Here is a 19,060-nt window from a genome sequence, read left to right as displayed (position 1 = left end):
TCCCTTTTGGGGCTCTTCTGTGACCCGGTTGAGGTCAGGTTCCTTCCGGCCGGATGGACAGGTGTCCGGTCGCAGGATCGGTGGTCAGCACGGCGGCGCGGGGCTTGGCCTCGGCAACCGCATCGGCGAATGGGGTGGTGCCGCCGCGGCGCTCGCGCTTCTCGCGCTTCCTGATCAGCACCGGGCACTTGTGGTCGTGGTGGTAGAGCATCTGGCAGTGCAGGCACTGGATGCATTCGTTGACGTTGATCGACCCGTCGGGGTGGATCGCCTGCACCGGGCATTCGTTGGCGCAGCGCCGGCAGGGGTTGCCGCAGTCCCGGTAGCGGCGCAGCCAGTCGAACATCCGCAGCTTGCCCGGAATGGCCAGCGCAGCGCCCAGCGGGCACAGGTAGCGGCAGAAGAAGCGTTCGATGAACAGCCCGGCGGCGAGCAGTGCTGCGGCGAACAGGACGAACCACCAGTCGCGGACGAAGTGCAGGATGATCGCGGTCTTGAAGGGCTCCACCTCCGCCGTCTTCTCCGCGAAGGACAGCGAATAGAAGGACAGGCCGAACAGGACCAGGAAGATCATGTACTTGATCGGCCACAGCCGCTGGTGCAGCCCGAAGGGCACGTCGATCTGCCGGACGCCCAGCCGCTTCGCCGCCTTGGACGCCAGTTCCTGCAGCGCGCCGAACGGGCACAGCCAGCCGCAGAAGGCGCCCCGGCCCCAGAACAGCAGCGACGCGGCGACCGAAAACCACAGGATGAACACCAGCGGGTCCATCAGGAAATAGTCCCAGCGGAAGCCGGTGCGCAGCGAGTTGGCGAAGGTCAGCACGTTGACCACCGACAGCTGGGCCGACGCGTACCAGCCGAGCCAGACCAGCGTGAAGACCAGGAACCCGGTCCGCACCCGCTCGTACAGGGCCGGCCGCTTGGTCAGCTGGTCCTGGAAGAAGAAGATGCCGGTCAGCAGGGCGATGGCGGTCGTCAGCACGGCGATGTCGACCAGCCGGTTCTGCCAGATGCGCTGCCAAAGCGGCGTCTCGCCGGTCGCCTCCGGCTCCACCGGGTCGGCCTTGTGCTCCGCCAGGGGCGTGATGGCGGGGGCGGGAGCGGCGGCGCGCTCGACCTTCAGGAACTTCTCCGGCGGCTGGTAGCCGAGGTCGAAGGTGACGAAGGCCTTGTCCAGCGCGGCCGTCGCCCGCTGCACCAGCAGCTGCAGGCGCCAGGGCTCGGCCGGGTCGAACTCCGTCCCTTCGGGGATGACGAACAGCCCGATCTCCGGGAAGTCCGGCGCCCCCGCCGCGGCGAGCGAGCCCAGGCGCTTGTGCGTCTTGTCGCGGAACCGGACGGAGCCCTCGTGCTGCACCAGCTCGATGCGGTCGAAGATGCCGCCGCGCACATAGCCCGAGCCCTTGAAGGAATAGCGCCCCTGCCCCGCCACGACGATGGCCTGCTGGCCGGGCTTCAGGCGCTGCACCAGCGACTCGTACTCCGCGTCGCCCAGCAGGGAGCGGCCGACCGCGGGAATGGTGGCAAGCGCGGCGTACAGGTCGATGAAAGCGTCGTTCGGCTCGCCGGGCTCCGCGCGGGCGATGGCCTCGGCCTTGCCCGTGCGCTCAAAGGCGGCGTTCACCTCGCCCACCGTCAGCGTCAGGCGGCGGACCGACCCGTCGCCGACCAGAGTCGCCCAGTCCTCAACGACAGTCTTCGACAGGTCGATGCTCTTGGTCACCGTGGGCGCCGCTGCGGCGGCGCCTCCAGCTCCCGAGCCGGCGCCCAGCGCCTGCATGACCTTCTTGCCGGAGCGGATGATGGAATCGCCGATGACCATCACGGTCACCGTGGCCCCGGACACGATGTCCACCGGCGGGGTGGCGGCGCTCTGAGACGCCAGCGCCAGCACGTTCTTGCCGACGTAGCCGTTGATGAAGGCGTTGATCTTGGCCGGCGGGATGCCGACCAGGACGATCGGCTCGTGGTGGTCCACCAGCTTGGCGCCCGTCACCGTTCCGTCCGGCGCCAGCCCGACCAGCACATGGATGGGACGGCCCGAGTAGCCCGTGGTGTTGACGAAGTCGGAGGTTAGGTAGGCGTGCCCGACCAGCGCGTCGCCCTTGTAGACGGGCACCAGCGGCGCGTTCGCCTGGATGGCGCCAAACCGGTCGGCCCCGGCGACGAGGTCGCCCGGCTTGACCGTGCCGATATACTGGCCCAGCTTCGCCTCAACGGCGGCGTTGGCGACACCGCCCATGACGCCGCCCATAACGCCGAAGCCCGCCAGCAGCACCAGCAACCCGGCAACCGCCGCCAGCACTCCTCGCCTGATGTGTGCGATCATCACCGTCGCCTTGCGCTCTTGCCCATCGCCCGTGGGGCGGCCGACAACCGCCGGCCGGGTGATGAAAGCGCAGGCGCCCTGCCCAGTTCTTGACCACCGTCAAGTCGCGCACAAAAGACTTCCGGAGACAGGAGAGCAGGCTCAGCTCCCGGCCCGCAGACCCTCCGCAAGGTCCCGCACCCGCCTCAGGTCGGCGACGAAGTCGCCGTAGGCACCGCGCGCCCCTTCGCCGTCCGGCAGGCGCAGCAGGTAGGAGGGGTGGACGGTCACGAAGCCGTCCCAGTCGCCGAAGCCGGCCGGCCCGCGCTCGCGCAGCACTGAAACGCTGCGCCCGGTCAGCGCCAGCGCCGCCGTCGCGCCCAGCGCCACGACGAGGCGCGGGCGGACGAAGCGCAGTTCCTCCATCAGCCACCAGCGGTAATGCTTCACCTCGCCCGCGGTTGGTGACTGGTGGATGCGGCGCTTGCCCTGCGGCTTGAACTTGAAGTGCTTGACCGCGTTGGTCATGTAGGCGGCGTCGCGGTCGATGCCCGCCTCCGCCATCGCCCGGGTCAGCAGTTGCCCGGCCGGCCCGACGAAGGGGCGGCCCTGCACATCCTCCTGGTCGCCCGGCTGCTCTCCGACGAAGGCGATGGCCGCCTCTTCCGGCCCCTCCCCCAGCACGGCCTGCGTCGCCCCCGGCACCAGCGGCGGCGACCGCCGGATCAGCGCGTTGAGGTCCGCCAGGGTCGCCGGGCGGCTCGTCGCCATGGCGGCCACCGCCTTGTCCGGGCTGCGGCGGATGGGAGCGGCGGCCTCCTGCTCCACCATCGCGCGGACGCGCGCCGGCGCTTCCTGGATCATGCGGGGGATGGAGGCCGTTTCCGGCATGTTGGCCCAATATTTCTTGGGCATTTCGGCCCGCATCGCCGTCGGGTTGACGCGCGCCGGGTTGAAGGTGCTCTCGTAATAGCGCCGCCAGCCGGCCAGCACGGCGTCGCCTTCCATACCCTCGGACATCACCGCGGGCGGCCCGACGGTCAGTTCGCGGCGGTTCCAGTGCAGGGATCCGACCGGGGTCAGGATCGACCAGATCATGCTCTGGAACCGCTCGACGAAGAAGGGGGCTGCAGCCTCAACGATGAAGTGGTCGGGCTCGAAGAAGGCAACGAAGCGCTCGCCGCCGTCCGGGTCGGGCACGTCCCGGAAACGCACGAAGGCGTGCATCTTGTGCAGGTCGCGGCGCACCGCCTTGTTCAGCAGGGCCAGACGGTGCACGAGCGGGTCGCCGTGGTGGCCCAGCAGATACCGTTCACCATGCAGCACCCGCCAGATCAGTTGGTAGAGCAATGCGTAGCGTTCCGGCTCCCGGTGGCAGACCACGGCTTCGACCAGTTCGCCCACCGCGCGCGGGAGCGACAACGGTGGGGCCGCGTCGCCGTCAGGCAGCATGGTGGGCAACGTGGACCCGCCGAACAGCGACGGTGCGTCGCCCGCTGTCCACAGCACATCGTCCGGCGCGGCCCCGGCGGCAACGAGACCGCGCACCGCCCGGCGGAATCCGGCATGGTCCGCCCCTTCGACCAGTTCGACGCGGTGGAGCGCCATCAGAACAGGCTCAGTTGCTGCGCCGGCGGAACCAGCCGCCGGCGGAGGTCCAGCCGGTCGGTCAGGCCGCCCGGATGGTGGTCGGCGGTGATCAGGAAGGGCCGCGCCCGCTTCAGCCCGGCGGACAGCCGTCCCAGATCCTCCATGCGCAGCCGGGTGTGCCGCCGCGCCTCCAGGATCTTGTCCACGGCGCGGGCGCCTAGGCCGGGCACGCGCAGCAGCAGTTCCCGGTCGGCACGGTTGACGTCCACCGGGAAGCGGTGGCGGTTCTTCAGCGCCCAGGCCAGCTTCGGGTCGATGCCGAGGTCGAGCATCCCGCCCTCCCCGCCCTCGGCGATCTCCTCCACCGTGAAGCCGTAGTAGCGCAGCAGCCAGTCGGCCTGGTACAGCCGGTTCTCGCGCTGGAGCGGCGGCGGCTTCACCGGCAGCACGGCGCTCGCCTCCGGGATCGGGCTGAAGGCGGAGTAATAAACCCGCCGCAGCCCATAGCGCCGGTACAGCGTGTGGCTGGTATGGAGCACGGACTGGTCCGTCGCCGCGTCCGCCCCGACGATCATCTGCGTGCTCTGCCCGGCGGGGGAAAATCGCCGCCGCTCCTCCTTCGCTTCGGTGATGCGCTCGTTCACCTGCCCCATCACCGCCTTGATGTTGGCGCCGTCCTTCTCCGGGGCCAGCTGCTCCAGGCTGCTTTCCGATGGCAGTTCCAGGTTGATCGACAGGCGGTCGGCCCACAGCCCCGCCTGCTCGATCAGCCAGGGGCTGGCCTCCGGGATCGTCTTCAGGTGGATGTAGCCGGCGAACCCGTGCTCCTGCCGCAGGGTCTTCGCCACCAGCATCATCTGCTCCATCGTGTGGTCGGGCGAGCGGATGATGCCCGACGACAGGAACAGCCCCTCGATGCAGTTGCGCTTGTAGAAGCCGATGGTCAGCGCCACCACCTCCGCCACGCTGAACCGCGCCCGCCGCACGTTGGACGAACGGCGGTTGATGCAATAGGCGCAGTCGAAAAGGCAGTAGTTGGTCAGCAGGATCTTGAGCAGCGACACGCAACGCCCGTCCGGCGTGTAGGCGTGGCAGATCCCAGCCCCGGTCGTGGAGCCCAGCCCCGCCGCCCCGCCCTTGCGCCCCTTGGCCCCCGACGAGGCGCAGGACGCGTCGTACTTCGCCGCGTCGGCCAGGATGGCCAGCTTGTCGAGCAGCGCGTCATCCACCGGAATTGCCCCTGATTGCGGAAATGTTCTCTATATGTTCTTTTTTGCCAAAAAAGCAAGCGCGATCCGTGCGCAAAAAACCCTCTCCCCTCCGGGGAAAGGGAAGGGGCCCGCGCGAAGCGTGGGAAGGGTGAGGGGGCCGCCGCGCTTCGCGCGCCGCCAAGGGGCATTCTGCCCCTTGGCAATCCCCTGGCACAGGCGATGCCTGTGCTGCCCCCTCACCCTAACCCAGGCGCTCGCAAGTCTCGCGCCCTCGCTCCGCCTCTGGTCGCCTTCGGCGCCCAGCTGGCCTGCGGCCGTCGGCTCCGCGCCCCGGAGGGGAGAGGGAACGTCAGGCGCCCCCTTCCTCCGTTTCGGCGGAGACAATTTGTCGCACCCTCCGTCCTCCCGGAGGAAGATGGCCGGGTTCGACCCGCGTAGCCTTTCCCTTGTTACGGAAGGGAGGTCGACGTGACATTCTCCGCGAATGAACCATCGCCCATCAATGAACGGGAACTCCGCAGCGCTTTCGGTACGTTCCTGACCGGTATCACGGTCGTCACCATGATCGACGGGGACGGCAATCCCCGTGGGATCACCGCGAATTCCTTCACATCCGTGTCCCTCGACCCGCCTTTGCTTCTGGTGTGCGTGGGAAACCGGTCTTTCAGCTTTCCCGCCTTTTGCGACACCCAATCCTTCGCTGTGAACCTGCTGCACGAAGGGCAGGCTGACGTCTCCAGCCTCTTCGCGTCGAAATCGTCGGACAAGTTCCAGTCCGTCCCCTTCGGTCCGGGCATCACCGGCGCGCCGATCCTGGCCGACTGCCTGACCTGGTTCGACTGCACGGTCCATGACCGGGTCATGGCCGGCGACCATCTGATCCTGATCGGCCGCGTGCAGGCCTTCGGCACCACCCCGTCAGCGCCGCTCGGCTTCTGCCGTGGCCGCTACACGGCGGCGCGCGAGCCGCTGGCCGCCGGCAGGCAGACCGAGCACGGCGTTCAGGTCGGCTATCTCGTCGAGGCCGACGACGGCATCCTCCTGCAATCCGACGGAACGGGCGGCTGGCGCCTGCCGGGCGGCCGCAGCCGCAAGGCCGAAAGCGCGCTGTCCCTGGGCGACGGCGGCCTGCTCCCACTCCGGCCGGACGACACCTTCCTCTATTCGGTGTTCGACATCCCCGGCCAGGACGCCGGCTGTCTGGTCTACCGCGCCCGCTTGGCACCGGAGGCGTCGGCCGCCGGCCTGCCGCCGGACGTCCGTGTCTTCGCGCTCGACGCCCTGCCCTTCGAGGCGATCCCGACACGGGAGGCCCGCGCGATGCTGCGCCGCTACGTCCGGGAACGGCAGGCCGACCGCTTCGGCATCTACATCGACTCCGGCGACGGGGGACGGCTGGCGATGGTCGACGGCCGCGCATCCCGCTGGTCACACGTCGTCACCGAAAACGCTTGAGCCGAAATCGCCTGACCTCCCCGGACCGCCCGTCCCGCCCCTTTTCAAAGGACACGAGACCGCGATGCAAACCACCTGCAGGTCGCTTGAAGGCACCCGCCGCGCCCTCTACATCGGCGGACGGTTCGTCGAGCCGAAAAGCGGCCGCTACATCCCCAGTTACGACCCCACCACCGCCGAGCCCTGGTACGAGTTGGCGGACGCCGGACCGGAGGACGTCGACGACGCCGTCGCCGCGGCGCGGGCCGCCTTCACCGACCCGGCCTGGCGACGGATGACCCAGAGCGACCGCGGCAAGCTGGTGCGCCGGCTGGCGGAGCTGATCCTCGCCAACGCCGAGGAACTAGCGCTGATGGAAACCCGCGACAACGGCAAGCTGATCAAGGAGATGCGCGCCCAGATGCGCGCCATGCCGGACAGCTACACCTACTTCGCGGGTATGGCCGACAAGCTCCAGGGCGACACCATCCCAGTGAACAAGCTGGACATGCTGAACTTCAACCTGCGGGAACCGCTGGGCGTCGTCGGCATGATCACGCCGTGGAACTCGCCCCTGATGCTGCTGACCGGCACGCTGGCGCCCTGCCTCGCCATCGGCAACACGGTGGTCATCAAGCCGTCGGAGCACGCCACCGCCTCCACCCTGGCGCTGGCCGAACTGGTCGCGGAGGCCGGCTTCCCGGCCGGCGTGGTCAATGTGGTGACCGGCGCCGGCAGCACCGCCGGGGAGGCGCTGACCCGCCACCCGGGCATCGCCAAGTTCGTCTTCACCGGCAGCACCGAAACCGGCAGCCGCATCGCCGCCAACGCCGCGAAGAACCTCATCCCCTGCCAGATGGAGCTGGGCGGCAAGTCGCCCCACGTGGTGTTCGGCGACGTCGACATCGAGCGCACGGTGAACGGCGTGGTCGCCGGGGTCTTCGCCGCCGCCGGTCAGACCTGCGTCGCCGGCTCGCGCTGCTTCGTCGAGGCCAGCGTCTACGATCGCTTCGTGGAGGCGCTGGTCGCCCGCACCGGCCGCATCGCCGTCGGTCACCCGATGGAGGAGGCGACCGACATCGGCCCGCTCGCCCTGTCGGCGCAGCTGGCGAAGGTGGAGGGCTACGTGGCGTCCGGCCTGCGCGACGGCGCCCGGCTGGCGGCCGGCGGCAAGCGGCCCCAGGCGGCCGGGCTGGACAAGGGCTGGTACTTCGAGCCGACCGTGCTGGCCGACGCCCGCAACGACATGGGCTTCATGCGCGACGAGATCTTCGGGCCCGTGGTCGGCGTCGTGCCCTTCGCGTCGGAAGACGAGATGATCGCCATGGCGAACGACACCCGCTACGGCCTGGCCTCCGGCGTCTGGACCAGCGACATCGACCGCGCCATGCGCTTCGCAACGAAGATCGACGCGGGCACCGTCTGGATCAACACCTACCGCGCCGCCGCCTACATGTCGTCGAACGGCGGCTTCAAGCAGAGCGGCTACGGCCGGCGCGGCGGCTTCGACGTGATGCGCGAGTTCTCGCGGTCGAAGAACGTGGTCATCGACTATTCCGGCGCCATGCAGGACCCCTTCGTCATCCGGCTGCGCTGACCGCCCTGACGGGCTTCGCCTCCCCCCGAGAAAGGACCAGGACATGAAGTTCGCCGTCGCGCTCGCCATGGAGCGCTTCTCGCCGGACACGCCGATGAGCGAGGTAACCGGCAACATGCTGGACCTCGCGAAGATGGCCGACCAGGGCGGTTTCGAAACCCTGTGGACCGCCGAGCACCACACGATCGAGTGCACGATCTCCCCCAACCCCTTCACCATCCTGACCTGGCTCGGCCAGCACACCGAACGCATCCGGCTCGGCACCGCCACGGTGGTCGCCCCCTACTGGAGCCCGATCCGGCTGGCTGGAGAGGCGGCGCTGTGCGACCACCTGACCGGCGGCCGGCTGGAGTTCGGCATCGCCCGCGGCGCCTACCAGTACGAGTTCGACCGCATGGCCGGCGGCATGCCCCAGCAGGAGGGCGTCGCCTACATGAAGGAGCTGGTCCCCGCGGTGCAGAAGCTGTGGGCCGGCGACTACGCCCACGACGGCCATTACTGGAAGTTTCCGCTCGCCACCTCCGTGCCGAAGCCGCTTCAACAGCCGCACCCGCGCATCTGGGTGGCGGCGCGCGACCCCGGCACCTTCGACTGGGCGGTCGGCATCGGCGCCAGCATCCTGTCCACGCCGCTGGCCGCCCCGGCGTCCGAGATCGCCGTGCTGGGCGAGAAGTTCCGCAAGGCGGTGGCCGACCATCCGGAGGTGCCGCGCCCGCGCTTCATGATGCAGCGCCGCACCTGCTGCTACGACCGGCCGGAGGAAGCGGACTTGGCCGTCCAGCACAGCATCGACTACGGCCGCAGCTTCGAGAACCTGTTCCAGAACATCGGCACTGTGACCAACGGCTTCCCCACCGCCGTGTCCTACGAAAGCGTCGCCGGCCGCGACAACTACAAGCCAGAGAATGTCCGCAAGAACCTGATGTTCGGCACCCCGGACGAGATCATCGAGAAGCTGCTGGATTACGAGGCCGCCGGCGTCGACCAGTTCTCGCTCGGCCTGTCCTTCAACCTGCCCGTCGCGCTTCAGCGCAAGACGCTCGACCTCTTCACTCGCGAGGTGCTGCCCGTCTTCGCCGCCCGCGAACGTGACCGCGAGCGCGAGGAGGAGCGCCGCCTTGCCGCAGCCCCACTGCGCATGGCCGCGACGGGACGGTGACCATGGCCGACTCCCATCGCTTCACCATCGGCCCGGTCACCCTGAACTACCGCCTCGACGGCCGGGGGCCGGAACCGCTGGTCTGCGTCCACGGCGTCGGCTCCTACCTGGAAGCTTGGAGCGGCGTGGTGGAACGGCTCGCCGACCGCTTCACCATCCTGACCTTCGACCTGCGCGGCCACGGCGGCTCCACGCGCGTGAAGGGCCGCTACGAGATCGACGATTTCGTGCGCGAGACGCTGTCGCTCGCCGACCACGTCGGCTTCGACGGCTTCAACCTCGCGGGCTTCTCTCTCGGCGGGCTGATCGCCCAGCGCCTGACCCTGACCCACCCGGAGCGGGTGAAGCGCCTCGTCCTGCTGTCCACCGTCGCCGGCCGCAATCCGGAGGAGCGGCGGCGGGTGCTCGACCGGCTGGCAGCACTCCAGGCCGGGCAGCCGGGTTCGCACTACGACGCCTCCCTGTCGCGCTGGCTGACGGAAGGCTTTCAGGAGCGCAATCCCGACCTGATCCAGGTTCTGCGCCGGCGCAACGCGGAGAACGACCCGGACTGCTACGCCGCCGCTTATCGTGTGCTGGCGGAAACGGATTTCGGCGGCTTCCTCGACCAGATCCGCTGCCCGACCCTGATCGCCACGGGGGAGGAGGACATCGGCTCCAACCCGCGCATGGCGCGCACCATGCACGACAGCATTCCGGGGTCGGAGCTGCACATCCTGCCCGGCCTGCGCCATTCGATCCTGATCGAGGCGCCGGACGCCGTGGCCGGCCTGATGGGGCGCTTCCTGACCGAATCCTCCCAGCCGACGGAGATCGCACGCCATGGATGAAGACCTACAACGGGCCGGGGAGCGCGTGCGGCGCGACGTGCTCGGCGACGCCTACGTCGACCGCGCGATGGCCGCGGCGGACGACTTCTCCCGCCCTTTCCAGCAGATGGTCAACGAGTACTGCTGGGGCCAGTGCTGGGCCGACGACGCGCTCGACCGCCGCCAGCGCAGCCTGCTCAACCTGGGCATGATCGCCGCACTCGGCCGCATGCACGAGTTCGAACTGCACCTGCGCGGCGCCATCCGCAACGGCCTGACCGACGCGGAGCTTCAGGCGGCGCTGATCCAGATCGCCGTCTATTGCGGCATCCCCGCAGGCGTGGAGTGCTTCCGCATCGCCCGCAAGGTCAGGCAGGAAATCGCCGAAGACAAGGCAAAGGGCACGCCATGATCGTCGAGGAACGCATCTACCGCATCCGCTCCGGCAAGCTGCGCGAGTACCTGGCGCTGGTGCAGAACGAAGGGCTGGCGATCCAGCAGCCGATCCTCGGCAACCTGATCGGCTATTTCGTCAGCGAGATCGGCCCGCTCAACCACGTCGTCCACATGTGGGGCTACGCCGACTTCGAGGACCGCACCACCCGCCGCCAGCGGCTGTCCGAGGATCCGCGCTGGCAGGAGTTCATCCCGAAGCTGACCGCGCTGATCGAGACGGCGGAAAACCGCATCCTGCTGCCCACCGCCTTCTCGCCCCTGAAGTGACAGGCCCTTGCTACGATTCGTAGGAACGATGATCTTACGATTCCTACGTTCCGACCGAAGACAGGAAGACGCACAAGGCGTCCTAATGGCAGGAAGTAAAAATATAAAAGCACAGGGACAGCCCACCGAACACAACGATGGGAGACGGTTGTGACCGAACGACTGAGGGTAGAGAATCTCTATAAAGTCTTCTCCAAATCTCCCGAACCGGCCCTGCGGATGCTGGCCCAGGGCGCCAAAAAGGCCGAAGTGCTCGTAAAGACCGGAATCGTCGTAGGGTTGAACGACGTTTCACTGTCGGTGCCGACCGGCGCCATCTACATGGTGATGGGTCTGTCGGGGTCGGGCAAGTCGACCCTGGCGCGCTGCATCAACCGCCTGAACGAACCGAGCGCCGGCCGCATCCTGCTGGACGGCCAGGACATCGTCACCGCCGGGGAGGCGGAACTGCGCGACATCCGCCGCACGCGCATCTCCATGGTGTTCCAGCATTTCGCCCTGCTGCCCAACCGCACCGTCGCCGAGAACACGGAGTTCGGCCTGAAGCTCCAGGGGGTATCCCCGCGCGTCCGGCGGCAGCGGGCGGAGGAGGTGCTGTCCATCGTCGGGCTCGCCCGCTGGGGCAACCACTACCCGCATGAGTTGAGCGGCGGCATGCGCCAGCGCGTCGGGCTGGCCCGCGCGCTCGCCACCGACGCCGACGTGCTGATCATGGACGAGGCCTTCAGCGCGCTCGACCCACTGATCCGGACGGAGATGCAGGACGAGCTTCTGCGCCTCCAGCGCTCGCTGAAAAAGACCATCCTGTTCATCACCCACGATTTCCAGGAGGCGCTGAAGCTCGGCACCCGCATCGCCATCATGGCCGACGGGGAACTGGTCCGCGAAGGCACGCCGCAGTCGATCGTGCTCGAACCCGGCAGCGACTACGTCGCCGCCTTCACCCGCGAGGTCGACCGCTCCCGCCTGTTCGACGCCCGCTCGGCGATGAACCCCGTCCAACCCGTCCCGCTCGCCGCCGGCCTGTCCCTGGCGGAAACCGGCGATGGCGGCGGGCTGGTGCTGGACGACGCCGGCCTCGTCGTCGGGGCGCTGGACGCCGACACGCTGCGGGCCTTGCGCACCGGCGGCACCAGCCTCGGCAACCTGCTGCGCAAGGACTTCGTCACGGTCCACGAATGCGACAGCCTGCTCGACGTCGCCCGCGCCCACCGCGCCGGCCGGCCGATGGCGGTGGTCGACGGGGCGGGGCGGCTGACCGGCACGCTCGCCGCCGACCGCATCCTGGCGGGCATCGCCTCCACCCCTCCACAAGCCGCGGGAGGCCCGCATGCTTGACGCCGACGACTTGGCCGTCTTCCCGGTCGACAGCTGGATCCAGGACGGGGTGGCGTGGGTCGCGCTGAACCTGCGCCCGCTCTTCCTCGCCATCAAATGGCCGGTCGAGTATGTCCTGAACCTGAACATCTACCTGCTGCACGAGATCCCCTTCCTCGCCTTCGTGGCGGTGGCCGTGCTGCTGGCCTGGCGCCTCGCCAGCCTGGGGGTCGCGGCCTTCACCGCCATCGCGCTGGTCGCCATCGCCGCGCTGGGCGTCTGGTCGGAGGCGATGACGACCCTGTCGCTGATCACCACCGCCATCGTCATCTGCGCCGCCGTCGGCATCCCCATCGGTATCGGCTGCGCGCGCAGCGACCGCATGTGGGGCGTTGTCCGCCCGGTCCTGGACATCATGCAGACCACCCCGACCTTCGTGTATCTGGTGCCGGTGGTGATGCTGTTCGGCGTCGGCACGGTGCCGGGCGAGGTTGCCGTGGTGACGGCGGCGGCCCCGCCGCTGATCCGCTTCACCAACCTCGGCATCCGCATGGTGGAGACCGAGATGGTGGAGGCCGGCCTCGCCTTCGGCGCCACCAAGCGGCAGCTGCTGTGGGAGGTTCAGCTTCCGCTGGCCGTGCCGACCATCCTCGGCGGCCTGAACCAGACCGTGCTGACCGCCATGGTCATGTCCGTCGTCGTCGCCATGATCGGCGCGGAGGGTCTCGGCCTCGTGGTGCTCCAGGGCCTGGGCCGGCTCGACGTCGGCCGCGCCGCTGTGGGCGGCATCGCCATCGTGCTGCTGGCCATGGTGCTCGACCGCATCACGCAAAAGCTCGCCCAGCCCGGCGGCCCCGGCGGACGCCCGCTGCTGCGCAGCCTGCGAGGCCTCTTTCGCGCCGACCGGCCGGTAGAGAACCAAGCGGTCGCCGGCAAAACCGTCGGCGGCCCGGCCATCGCCAACCCGGATCAGTAACGCCTTCCTCCCCGCTTCCGCTCCGATCCCGTTCGAGGAGTCCGCCATGTCCTTCCTGATGCCCAAGTCGCTCGTGAAGACCCTCTCCGCCGCCGCGATCCTCGCCGCGGCCTGCGTCCAGCCGGCGCTGGCCGCCGACCAGCCCGGCAAGGGCAAGACCATCCGCTACGCCCAGTCCGACAGTCTGGGCGCCAACTACGTCACCGCCCAGATCGTCTCCGCCGCCTTCAAGGAGCTGGGCTACTCGGTCAAGCTCAGCACGCTCAGCACCACGCTGTTCTTCCAGGCGGCGGCGCAGGGCGACCTGGACATCGCCACCGACATCAACTTCCCGCAGCGCGAGCCCGCCTTCCGCAAGGTGGAGCAGCAGGCGATGATCGTCGGCGGCGGCCTGATCAAGGAGGGCGGCGTCAACGGCTACCTGATCGACAAGAAGACGGCCGACGCCTACAAGATCACGTCGCTGGAGCAGATGAAGGACCCGAAGATCGCCGCGCTGTTCGGCAAGGGCGGCAAGGCCGACCTGGTCAACTGCGATCCGGGCTGGAGCTGCGGCGACGTGGTCGACTTCCAGCTCGACAAGTTCGGGCTGAAGGACACGGTGAACTCCGTCCGTGGCAAGTACGAGCCGCTGATGGTGGAGGCTGTCGCCCGCGTCCGCCGGGGCGAGCCCGCCTTCTTCTACGCCTGGAGCCCGTCCTGGGTGACCAACACGCTGGTCCCCGGCAAGGACGTGGTCTGGCTGCCCACCCCCTTCGACGCCCTGCCCCCGTCGGTCCCCAACAAGGGCACCGCGCTGGTCAACGGCGTGTCGGGCTGCGCCGGCGGCGCCGACCCCTGCCGCATGGCCATGGCCTCCTGGAACTGGAACACTGTCGCCAACCGCGACTTCATCGCCGCCAACCCCGCGGTGAAGGCGCTGGTCGAAAACATCGGCTTCCCGCTCCAGACCTGGGCCGGCTGGGAACGCAGCATCAGTGAAAAGGGCGCCAGTGACAGCCACATCCGCGCGCTCGCCCAGGAATGGCTCTCCGCCAACAAGCCCACCTTCGAGCAATGGGTCGCCAGCGCCAAGGCCGCGAGCTGAAGCATTTCTCCCCTCTCCCTGCTCCGCAGGGAGAGGGGTTTGAAGGAACCAACACAATCGGACGGGACATGATGGACATCGGACTGCGCAAGATCTCCACCTTCATCGAGGAAACCATCGTCGAGGGCGGCAAGGCCGCGGAACGGCCGATCACGTCGGTCGTGGTCGCCGCCGTGCTGCGCAACCCCTGGGCCGGCCAGGGCTTCGTCGAGAATCTGCGGCCGGAGATCCTGCGCATCGCCCCGGTGCTGGGGGCGGAAATGACGCGGCGCCTCACCGCCCTGATGCCGGCCGAGCGCATCGAGGCCTACGGCAAGGCCGCTTCCGTCGGCGTGAACGGGGAGATCGAGCACGCCTCGGCCATCATCCACACGCTGCGCTTCGGCAACATGTTCCGCGAAGCGGCGCAGGGAACCACCTTCCTCAGCTTCACCAACACGCGCAACGCCGCGGGCGCGCTGCTCGCCCTGCCGATGATCCACAAGACGGAAACCGGCAAGCGCGCGCATTTCCTGACGGCCAACTTCCAGGTCCCCGACGCCCCCGGCCCGGACGAGCTGCTGGTCGCCATCGGCGCGTCGGACGGCAGCCGCGCCCACCCGCGCATCGGAGACCGCTTCCTCGACATGGCCGAAATGGAGGCCGAAAAGGTCCTCACCCAGGCGTGAACCCAGCCATGACGCTGCTCTTCTGTTCGAACATCGACAACGCCGGCCTGTGGCGCGACGCCCTGGGCCGCCGTCTTCCGGGCCTGTCAATGCGGGTCTGGCCGGACATCGGAGGTCCGGACGGCGACCCGGACGACATCGACATGGCGTTGGTCTGGCAGCCGCCGCAGGGTGTCTTCGCCGGCCTGTCGAATCTGCGGCTGGTGATGTCGCTGGGCGCCGGGGTCGAGACGCTGCTGCGCGACCCGACCCTGCCCGACGTGCCGCTCGTCCGCATGGTGTCGGACAGCCTGAGCGACGACATGGCCGGCTTCGTGGCGCTCCAGGTGCTGCGCTGGCACCGCCATTCCGACGCGTTCGACGCCGCGCAGAAGGCCGGCGTCTGGCAATGGCTGCCCTACCGGCCGGCCCGCGAGGTCAGCGTCGGGCTTCTCGGACTGGGGGAGCTGGGCAGCGCCGCCGCCCGCGTCCTCACCGCGCTGGGCTACCGCGTGCTGGGCTGGAGCCGGTCGCCCAAGCAGTTGCCCGGCGTGGAGGGGTTCGCGGGCGCGGACGGGCTGGCGGCGATGCTGCCGCGGTGCGACCTGCTGGTCTGCCTGCTGCCGCTGACCGCCGACACCCAGGGCATCCTGGACCGGGACCTGTTCGCCCGCCTGCCGGCCGGGGCGGTGGTCATCAACGCCGGGCGCGGCGGCCATCTGGTCGAGGCCGACCTGCTCGACGCGCTCGACCGCGGCCACCTGGCCGGGGCCAGCCTGGACGTGTTCAGCGAGGAACCCTTGCCGCCCGCCCATCCCTTCTGGCGGCACCCGCGCGTCCGCGTGTCCCCGCACAGCGCGGCGGCCACCCACCCGTCCCAGGCGGTGGAGCAGGTGGTGGCGACCGTGACGGCCTTCCGCGAGGGACGGCCGCTGGCCAACGTAATCGACCGGAGGCGCGGCTATTGATGCCACCGCTGCTGCCGGTGATGTCGGCCGCCGTCCTGCTGCAGGCGGGCAACGGGCTGCTCCAGGCCCTGCTGCCTCTGCGCATGCAGGCGCAGGGGCTGTCGGCCGCCGACATCGGCATGGTCGCGTCGGCCTACGGCGTCGGCTTCGCCGCCGGCTGTCTGGCGGCGCCCCGGGTGGTGCGCCGGCTCGGCTTCGTCCGGGCCTACGCCGGGCTGGCCGCGCTGATGGCGATCCTGGCGCTCGCCTTGCCGATGGCCGGCGGCGAAGCCGGCTGGATTCTGCTGCGCGGGCTGACCGGCGTCGGCTTCGCCGGGCTGTTCACGGTGGTGGAGGGCTGGATCGGCTCCGGCTCGCAGGACGGCAACCGCGGGCGCGTCCTGGCGGTCTACATGGTCACCACCAAGCTGGCGCTGATGTCCGGCCCCCTTCTGATCGAACCCGGCGGCGACCAGCCGTTCCGCGCCCTGATCCTGCTGGTCCTGCTGTCCATCCTGCCCGTCGCCGTCGCCCGGCCGGTCACCCCGGCGCTTCCGACCGCCGTCACGCTGGATTTGCGCGGGCTGTTCAGGCTGGCGCCGTCCGCCCTGGTCGGCTGCTTCGCGGTCGGGGTGGTGACCGGCACGGTGCTGGCGCTGGCCCCGCTGTACGGGCTGCGCGTGGGAATGTCCGAATCCGCGGCCGCCGCCTTGCTCGTTGCCCTCCAGGGCGGCAGCCTGCTCGCGCAATGGCCGCTCGGCTGGCTGTCGGACCGGCGGGACCGGCGCGTCGTGATCGCCGCCGTTGCCGGGAATGGGGCCGTCCTGTCCGTCGGCTTGGCGCTGTTGCCGGCCGGATACCCGGCCTGGGCCGTGTTGACGGGCTTCGCGCTGTGGGGCAGCCAAGCCCTGTGCCTTTACGCCCTGTGCGTCGCGCACGCCTGCGACGTGGTTCCGCCGGGCCGGATCGTGCCCACCGTCAGCGGCCTGCTGATCGTCTGGGCCGCCGGCGCGATGGCCGGCCCCGTCCCAGGCGCCCTGCTGATGGACCGGTTCGGCCCGCCGGGCCTGTTCGCCTTCGCCGCCATCGGCTTCGCCGCGCTGGCCGGCTTCGTCCTGATCCGCCGCGCGGTCCGGACCCGGTCCCCCGAACCCGACCGCCTGCCTTTCCGCCCGCTGCGCCCCGACGGCCTGACAGGCGCGGCGATCCCCGACCCGCGCACGGCACCAACGCCGGACGAGGGACACTGATAACCTTCTCCCCTCTGGAGAGAGGGGATTTTTTGGCCGCTTGACGGCCCCACCATCGGGCGTGATAGGATTGCAGTCATAGGAACCGGGTGCATCCGCCCGTGCGACATCCGCGAAAAAAGCGTTGCACGATGTTTCATTCGGCAACGCGCGTGGGCGAAACGGGGTGCGGACGAAACGGGCCTCTGGCGGAGGAAACGTGGTCGAGACGTCGCGAATCCAGTCTCTGCGGGTGGTGGCAAGCCTGATCAACTCGGGCGGGGATCTGGCGACGGTGCTCCAGCGGCTGGTCCTCGCCGCCTGCCGGCACGCCAATTGGTCGATGGGGTCGATCATGGCGGTGGACGTGGAGCACGGCTACGGCCTCGTGGTCGTGCGCCACGACCCGACGCTGATCCAGCGCCCGCTGTCCGACCGGTGGGAGCTGGCGACCAGCCCGTCGCTGGTGGCCCTGCGGCGGAACGAGCCGGTTTTCATCCGCGACGCCCGCGTGTCGGAGGAGTTCCCCGGCTACCGCCGCGAGGCGTTCGAGCGCGACTATCACAGCGTGCTGGTCGTGCCGATGAACGGCACCGACGACGAGGGCCGGCCCCTGGTGCTCAGCGTCGTGTCGCGCAGCATCGTCGACGTGACCGAGGAGGATTTGACCTTCATCGGCATGATCGTCCAGCTGGGCGAGATCGCCGTGGAGCGCCAGCATCGGCTGCGCGCCGAGACCCTGGCCGCGGAACGCCTGCAACGGGCGCTGGAGGTCAACACCTCGCTGCTGCTCCAGGCGCTGGAGGACGGGGCGATGGACACGCTCCTGCCGCGCATCCGCGACCTGCTGCCCTACTCCCTCGTCATCGTGGACTTCACCGCCAACCTCGTCACCGCCGACCGCGCGCCCAGCGGCAGCGGCATCACCGACGCCGCGTGGCAGGCGGCGGCAGCGTCCGGCCTCGGCCCCGCCATCATGAAGGCGGCGCGCGACGCCATCGACCATCCCACGGCGACAGCCCCGACTCTGTTCTGGGAGGTCGGCGGCACGCGCATCCGCACCGCGCCGCGCATCGACCCGCTGACCGCCGACGGCGAGGCGGTCGGGGCGCTGATGATCTTCCCCGGCCCGCAGCCCTACGGGCAGGCCGACCAGCTGCTGCTCGACGGCATCAAGCACGCGCTCAGCATCCAGATGCTGCGCAACGTCATCCGCTTCCGCTACGAGAACCGGACGCTCACCGACCTGTTCCTGGAACTGGTGGAGCGGCGCTGGCGCGATCACCGCGACATCGGTCAGCGGGCGCTCCGGCTCGGGCTCAACCTCGACCGGCCGACCCAGATGATCGTGGTGGGCTTGCCTGACCGCGGACGCAAGACGGTCAGTGCGGCGGCCGACCTGCACCCGACGGTGCAGCGGCTGCTGCCGCTGAACGGCGTCGCCGGCACGCTGGTCACCGTCCCAACCGGTCTGGTCTGCATCCTGCCCTTCGAAGCGGGCGAGCGCAGCCCGGGACCGGTGAAGCGGCTGATGGCGCAGATCGCGCGGGCGGTCGGCGACATACTCCACGCCGAGCCCTTCGTCGTGCTGACCAACCGCTGCAACGCGCCCCCGGACTATGCCGACGCGTGGGAACGCTCCTGGCGAATGATCCGCATCGCGCAGGAGTTCGGCCGGTCCGGCATCCTCGACGCCCAGCAGTTCGGCCCCCTGCCGATGCTGCTGGCCGCCGCCAACACCGAGGAAGTGCGCGGCTATGTGGCCGACAGCATCGGCGCGCTGATCGACTACGACCGGCGCCACGGCACGCCCTACATGGAGACGCTGGCCGCCTACCTGAAGACCGGCTGCCGGACCAAGGCCTGTTCCGACCAGCTCGGCCTGCACGTGACGACCCTGCGTTACCGCCTGGCCCGCATCGCCGAGCTGTTCGGCATCGACGTGGAGAACCCGGAGCGCCGCTTCTCCGTCGAACTCGCCGTGCACCTCAGCGGGGTCATCGACCGGACCTCCTCGTGACGCCCG

At 69.6% G+C, this 19,060-nt stretch carries 16 protein-coding genes; 13 read left to right on the top strand and 3 right to left on the bottom strand.

The window, feature by feature from the left end:
• Nucleotides 1-34: 34 nt before the first annotated feature.
• The 3 genes from M2351_RS28275 to M2351_RS28265 form a co-directional block, all read right to left on the bottom strand.
• Nucleotides 35-2,329, bottom strand: a complete 2,295-nt coding sequence (locus M2351_RS28275; RefSeq protein ID WP_264659365.1) for a NosR/NirI family protein — start codon at nt 2,327-2,329, stop codon at nt 35-37.
• Nucleotides 2,330-2,470: 141 nt separating this feature from the next.
• Nucleotides 2,471-3,916: a UdgX family uracil-DNA binding protein gene (locus tag M2351_RS28270; protein WP_264659364.1), complete on the bottom strand. Its 1,446-nt coding sequence runs from the start codon at nt 3,914-3,916 to the stop codon at nt 2,471-2,473.
• On the bottom strand, nt 3,916-5,127 hold the full coding sequence (locus tag M2351_RS28265) for a putative DNA modification/repair radical SAM protein (protein WP_264659363.1): 1,212 nt from the start codon (nt 5,125-5,127) through the stop codon (nt 3,916-3,918). The genes M2351_RS28270 and M2351_RS28265 overlap by 1 nt, the downstream gene beginning before the upstream one ends.
• 450 nt (nt 5,128-5,577) lie before the next feature.
• Between M2351_RS28265 and M2351_RS28260 the strand changes: the two genes are divergently transcribed.
• The 13 genes from M2351_RS28260 to M2351_RS28200 all read left to right on the top strand — a co-directional run bounded on the left by M2351_RS28260 (nt 5,578) and on the right by M2351_RS28200 (nt 19,054).
• Nucleotides 5,578-6,564, top strand: a complete 987-nt coding sequence (locus M2351_RS28260; protein WP_264659362.1) for a flavin reductase family protein — start codon at nt 5,578-5,580, stop codon at nt 6,562-6,564.
• Nucleotides 6,565-6,628: 64 nt separating this feature from the next.
• Nucleotides 6,629-8,140 (top strand): aldehyde dehydrogenase, encoded by a 1,512-nt coding sequence (locus M2351_RS28255; RefSeq protein WP_264659361.1) that lies wholly within the window; start codon nt 6,629-6,631, stop codon nt 8,138-8,140.
• A 43-nt stretch (nt 8,141-8,183) separates the two neighbouring features.
• Nucleotides 8,184-9,299 carry an LLM class flavin-dependent oxidoreductase gene (locus tag M2351_RS28250; protein ID WP_264659360.1) on the top strand — a complete coding sequence of 372 codons (1,116 nt, stop codon included), beginning with the start codon at nt 8,184-8,186 and terminating at the stop codon, nt 9,297-9,299.
• A 2-nt stretch (nt 9,300-9,301) separates the two neighbouring features.
• Nucleotides 9,302-10,129 (top strand): alpha/beta fold hydrolase, encoded by an 828-nt coding sequence (locus M2351_RS28245; RefSeq protein ID WP_264659359.1) that lies wholly within the window; start codon nt 9,302-9,304, stop codon nt 10,127-10,129.
• On the top strand, nt 10,122-10,520 hold the full coding sequence (locus M2351_RS28240; protein WP_264659358.1) for a carboxymuconolactone decarboxylase family protein: 399 nt from the start codon (nt 10,122-10,124) through the stop codon (nt 10,518-10,520). Before M2351_RS28245 ends, M2351_RS28240 begins: the two co-directional genes overlap by 8 nt.
• Nucleotides 10,517-10,831 carry an NIPSNAP family protein gene (locus M2351_RS28235; RefSeq protein WP_264659357.1) on the top strand — a complete coding sequence of 105 codons (315 nt, stop codon included), beginning with the start codon at nt 10,517-10,519 and terminating at the stop codon, nt 10,829-10,831. Before M2351_RS28240 ends, M2351_RS28235 begins: the two co-directional genes overlap by 4 nt.
• Nucleotides 10,832-10,981: 150 nt before the next feature.
• Nucleotides 10,982-12,169, top strand: coding sequence for a quaternary amine ABC transporter ATP-binding protein (locus M2351_RS28230; RefSeq protein WP_264659356.1), 1,188 nt, complete (start codon nt 10,982-10,984; stop codon nt 12,167-12,169).
• Nucleotides 12,162-13,124 carry an ABC transporter permease gene (locus M2351_RS28225; protein ID WP_264659355.1) on the top strand — a complete coding sequence of 321 codons (963 nt, stop codon included), beginning with the start codon at nt 12,162-12,164 and terminating at the stop codon, nt 13,122-13,124. Before M2351_RS28230 ends, M2351_RS28225 begins: the two co-directional genes overlap by 8 nt.
• Before the next feature lie 46 nt (nt 13,125-13,170).
• Nucleotides 13,171-14,211 carry a glycine betaine/L-proline ABC transporter substrate-binding protein ProX gene (gene proX / locus M2351_RS28220; RefSeq protein WP_264659354.1) on the top strand — a complete coding sequence of 347 codons (1,041 nt, stop codon included), beginning with the start codon at nt 13,171-13,173 and terminating at the stop codon, nt 14,209-14,211.
• A gap of 68 nt (nt 14,212-14,279) precedes the next feature.
• On the top strand, nt 14,280-14,879 hold the full coding sequence (locus M2351_RS28215) for an amino acid synthesis family protein (protein WP_264659353.1): 600 nt from the start codon (nt 14,280-14,282) through the stop codon (nt 14,877-14,879).
• Nucleotides 14,880-14,887: 8 nt separating this feature from the next.
• Nucleotides 14,888-15,826 carry a 2-hydroxyacid dehydrogenase gene (locus M2351_RS28210; protein WP_264659352.1) on the top strand — a complete coding sequence of 313 codons (939 nt, stop codon included), beginning with the start codon at nt 14,888-14,890 and terminating at the stop codon, nt 15,824-15,826.
• On the top strand, nt 15,826-17,055 hold the full coding sequence (locus tag M2351_RS28205) for an MFS transporter (RefSeq protein ID WP_264659351.1): 1,230 nt from the start codon (nt 15,826-15,828) through the stop codon (nt 17,053-17,055). Before M2351_RS28210 ends, M2351_RS28205 begins: the two co-directional genes overlap by 1 nt.
• Nucleotides 17,056-17,254: 199 nt before the next feature.
• Nucleotides 17,255-19,054 carry a helix-turn-helix domain-containing protein gene (locus M2351_RS28200; RefSeq protein WP_264659350.1) on the top strand — a complete coding sequence of 600 codons (1,800 nt, stop codon included), beginning with the start codon at nt 17,255-17,257 and terminating at the stop codon, nt 19,052-19,054.
• Nucleotides 19,055-19,060 lie beyond the last annotated feature (6 nt).

Origin of the sequence: Azospirillum canadense (genome assembly GCF_025961225.1) — a bacterium.
In the GTDB taxonomy this organism is placed as follows: Bacteria; Pseudomonadota; Alphaproteobacteria; order Azospirillales; family Azospirillaceae; genus Azospirillum; species Azospirillum canadense.
This window is presented reverse-complemented; position numbering and strand designations above follow the sequence as displayed.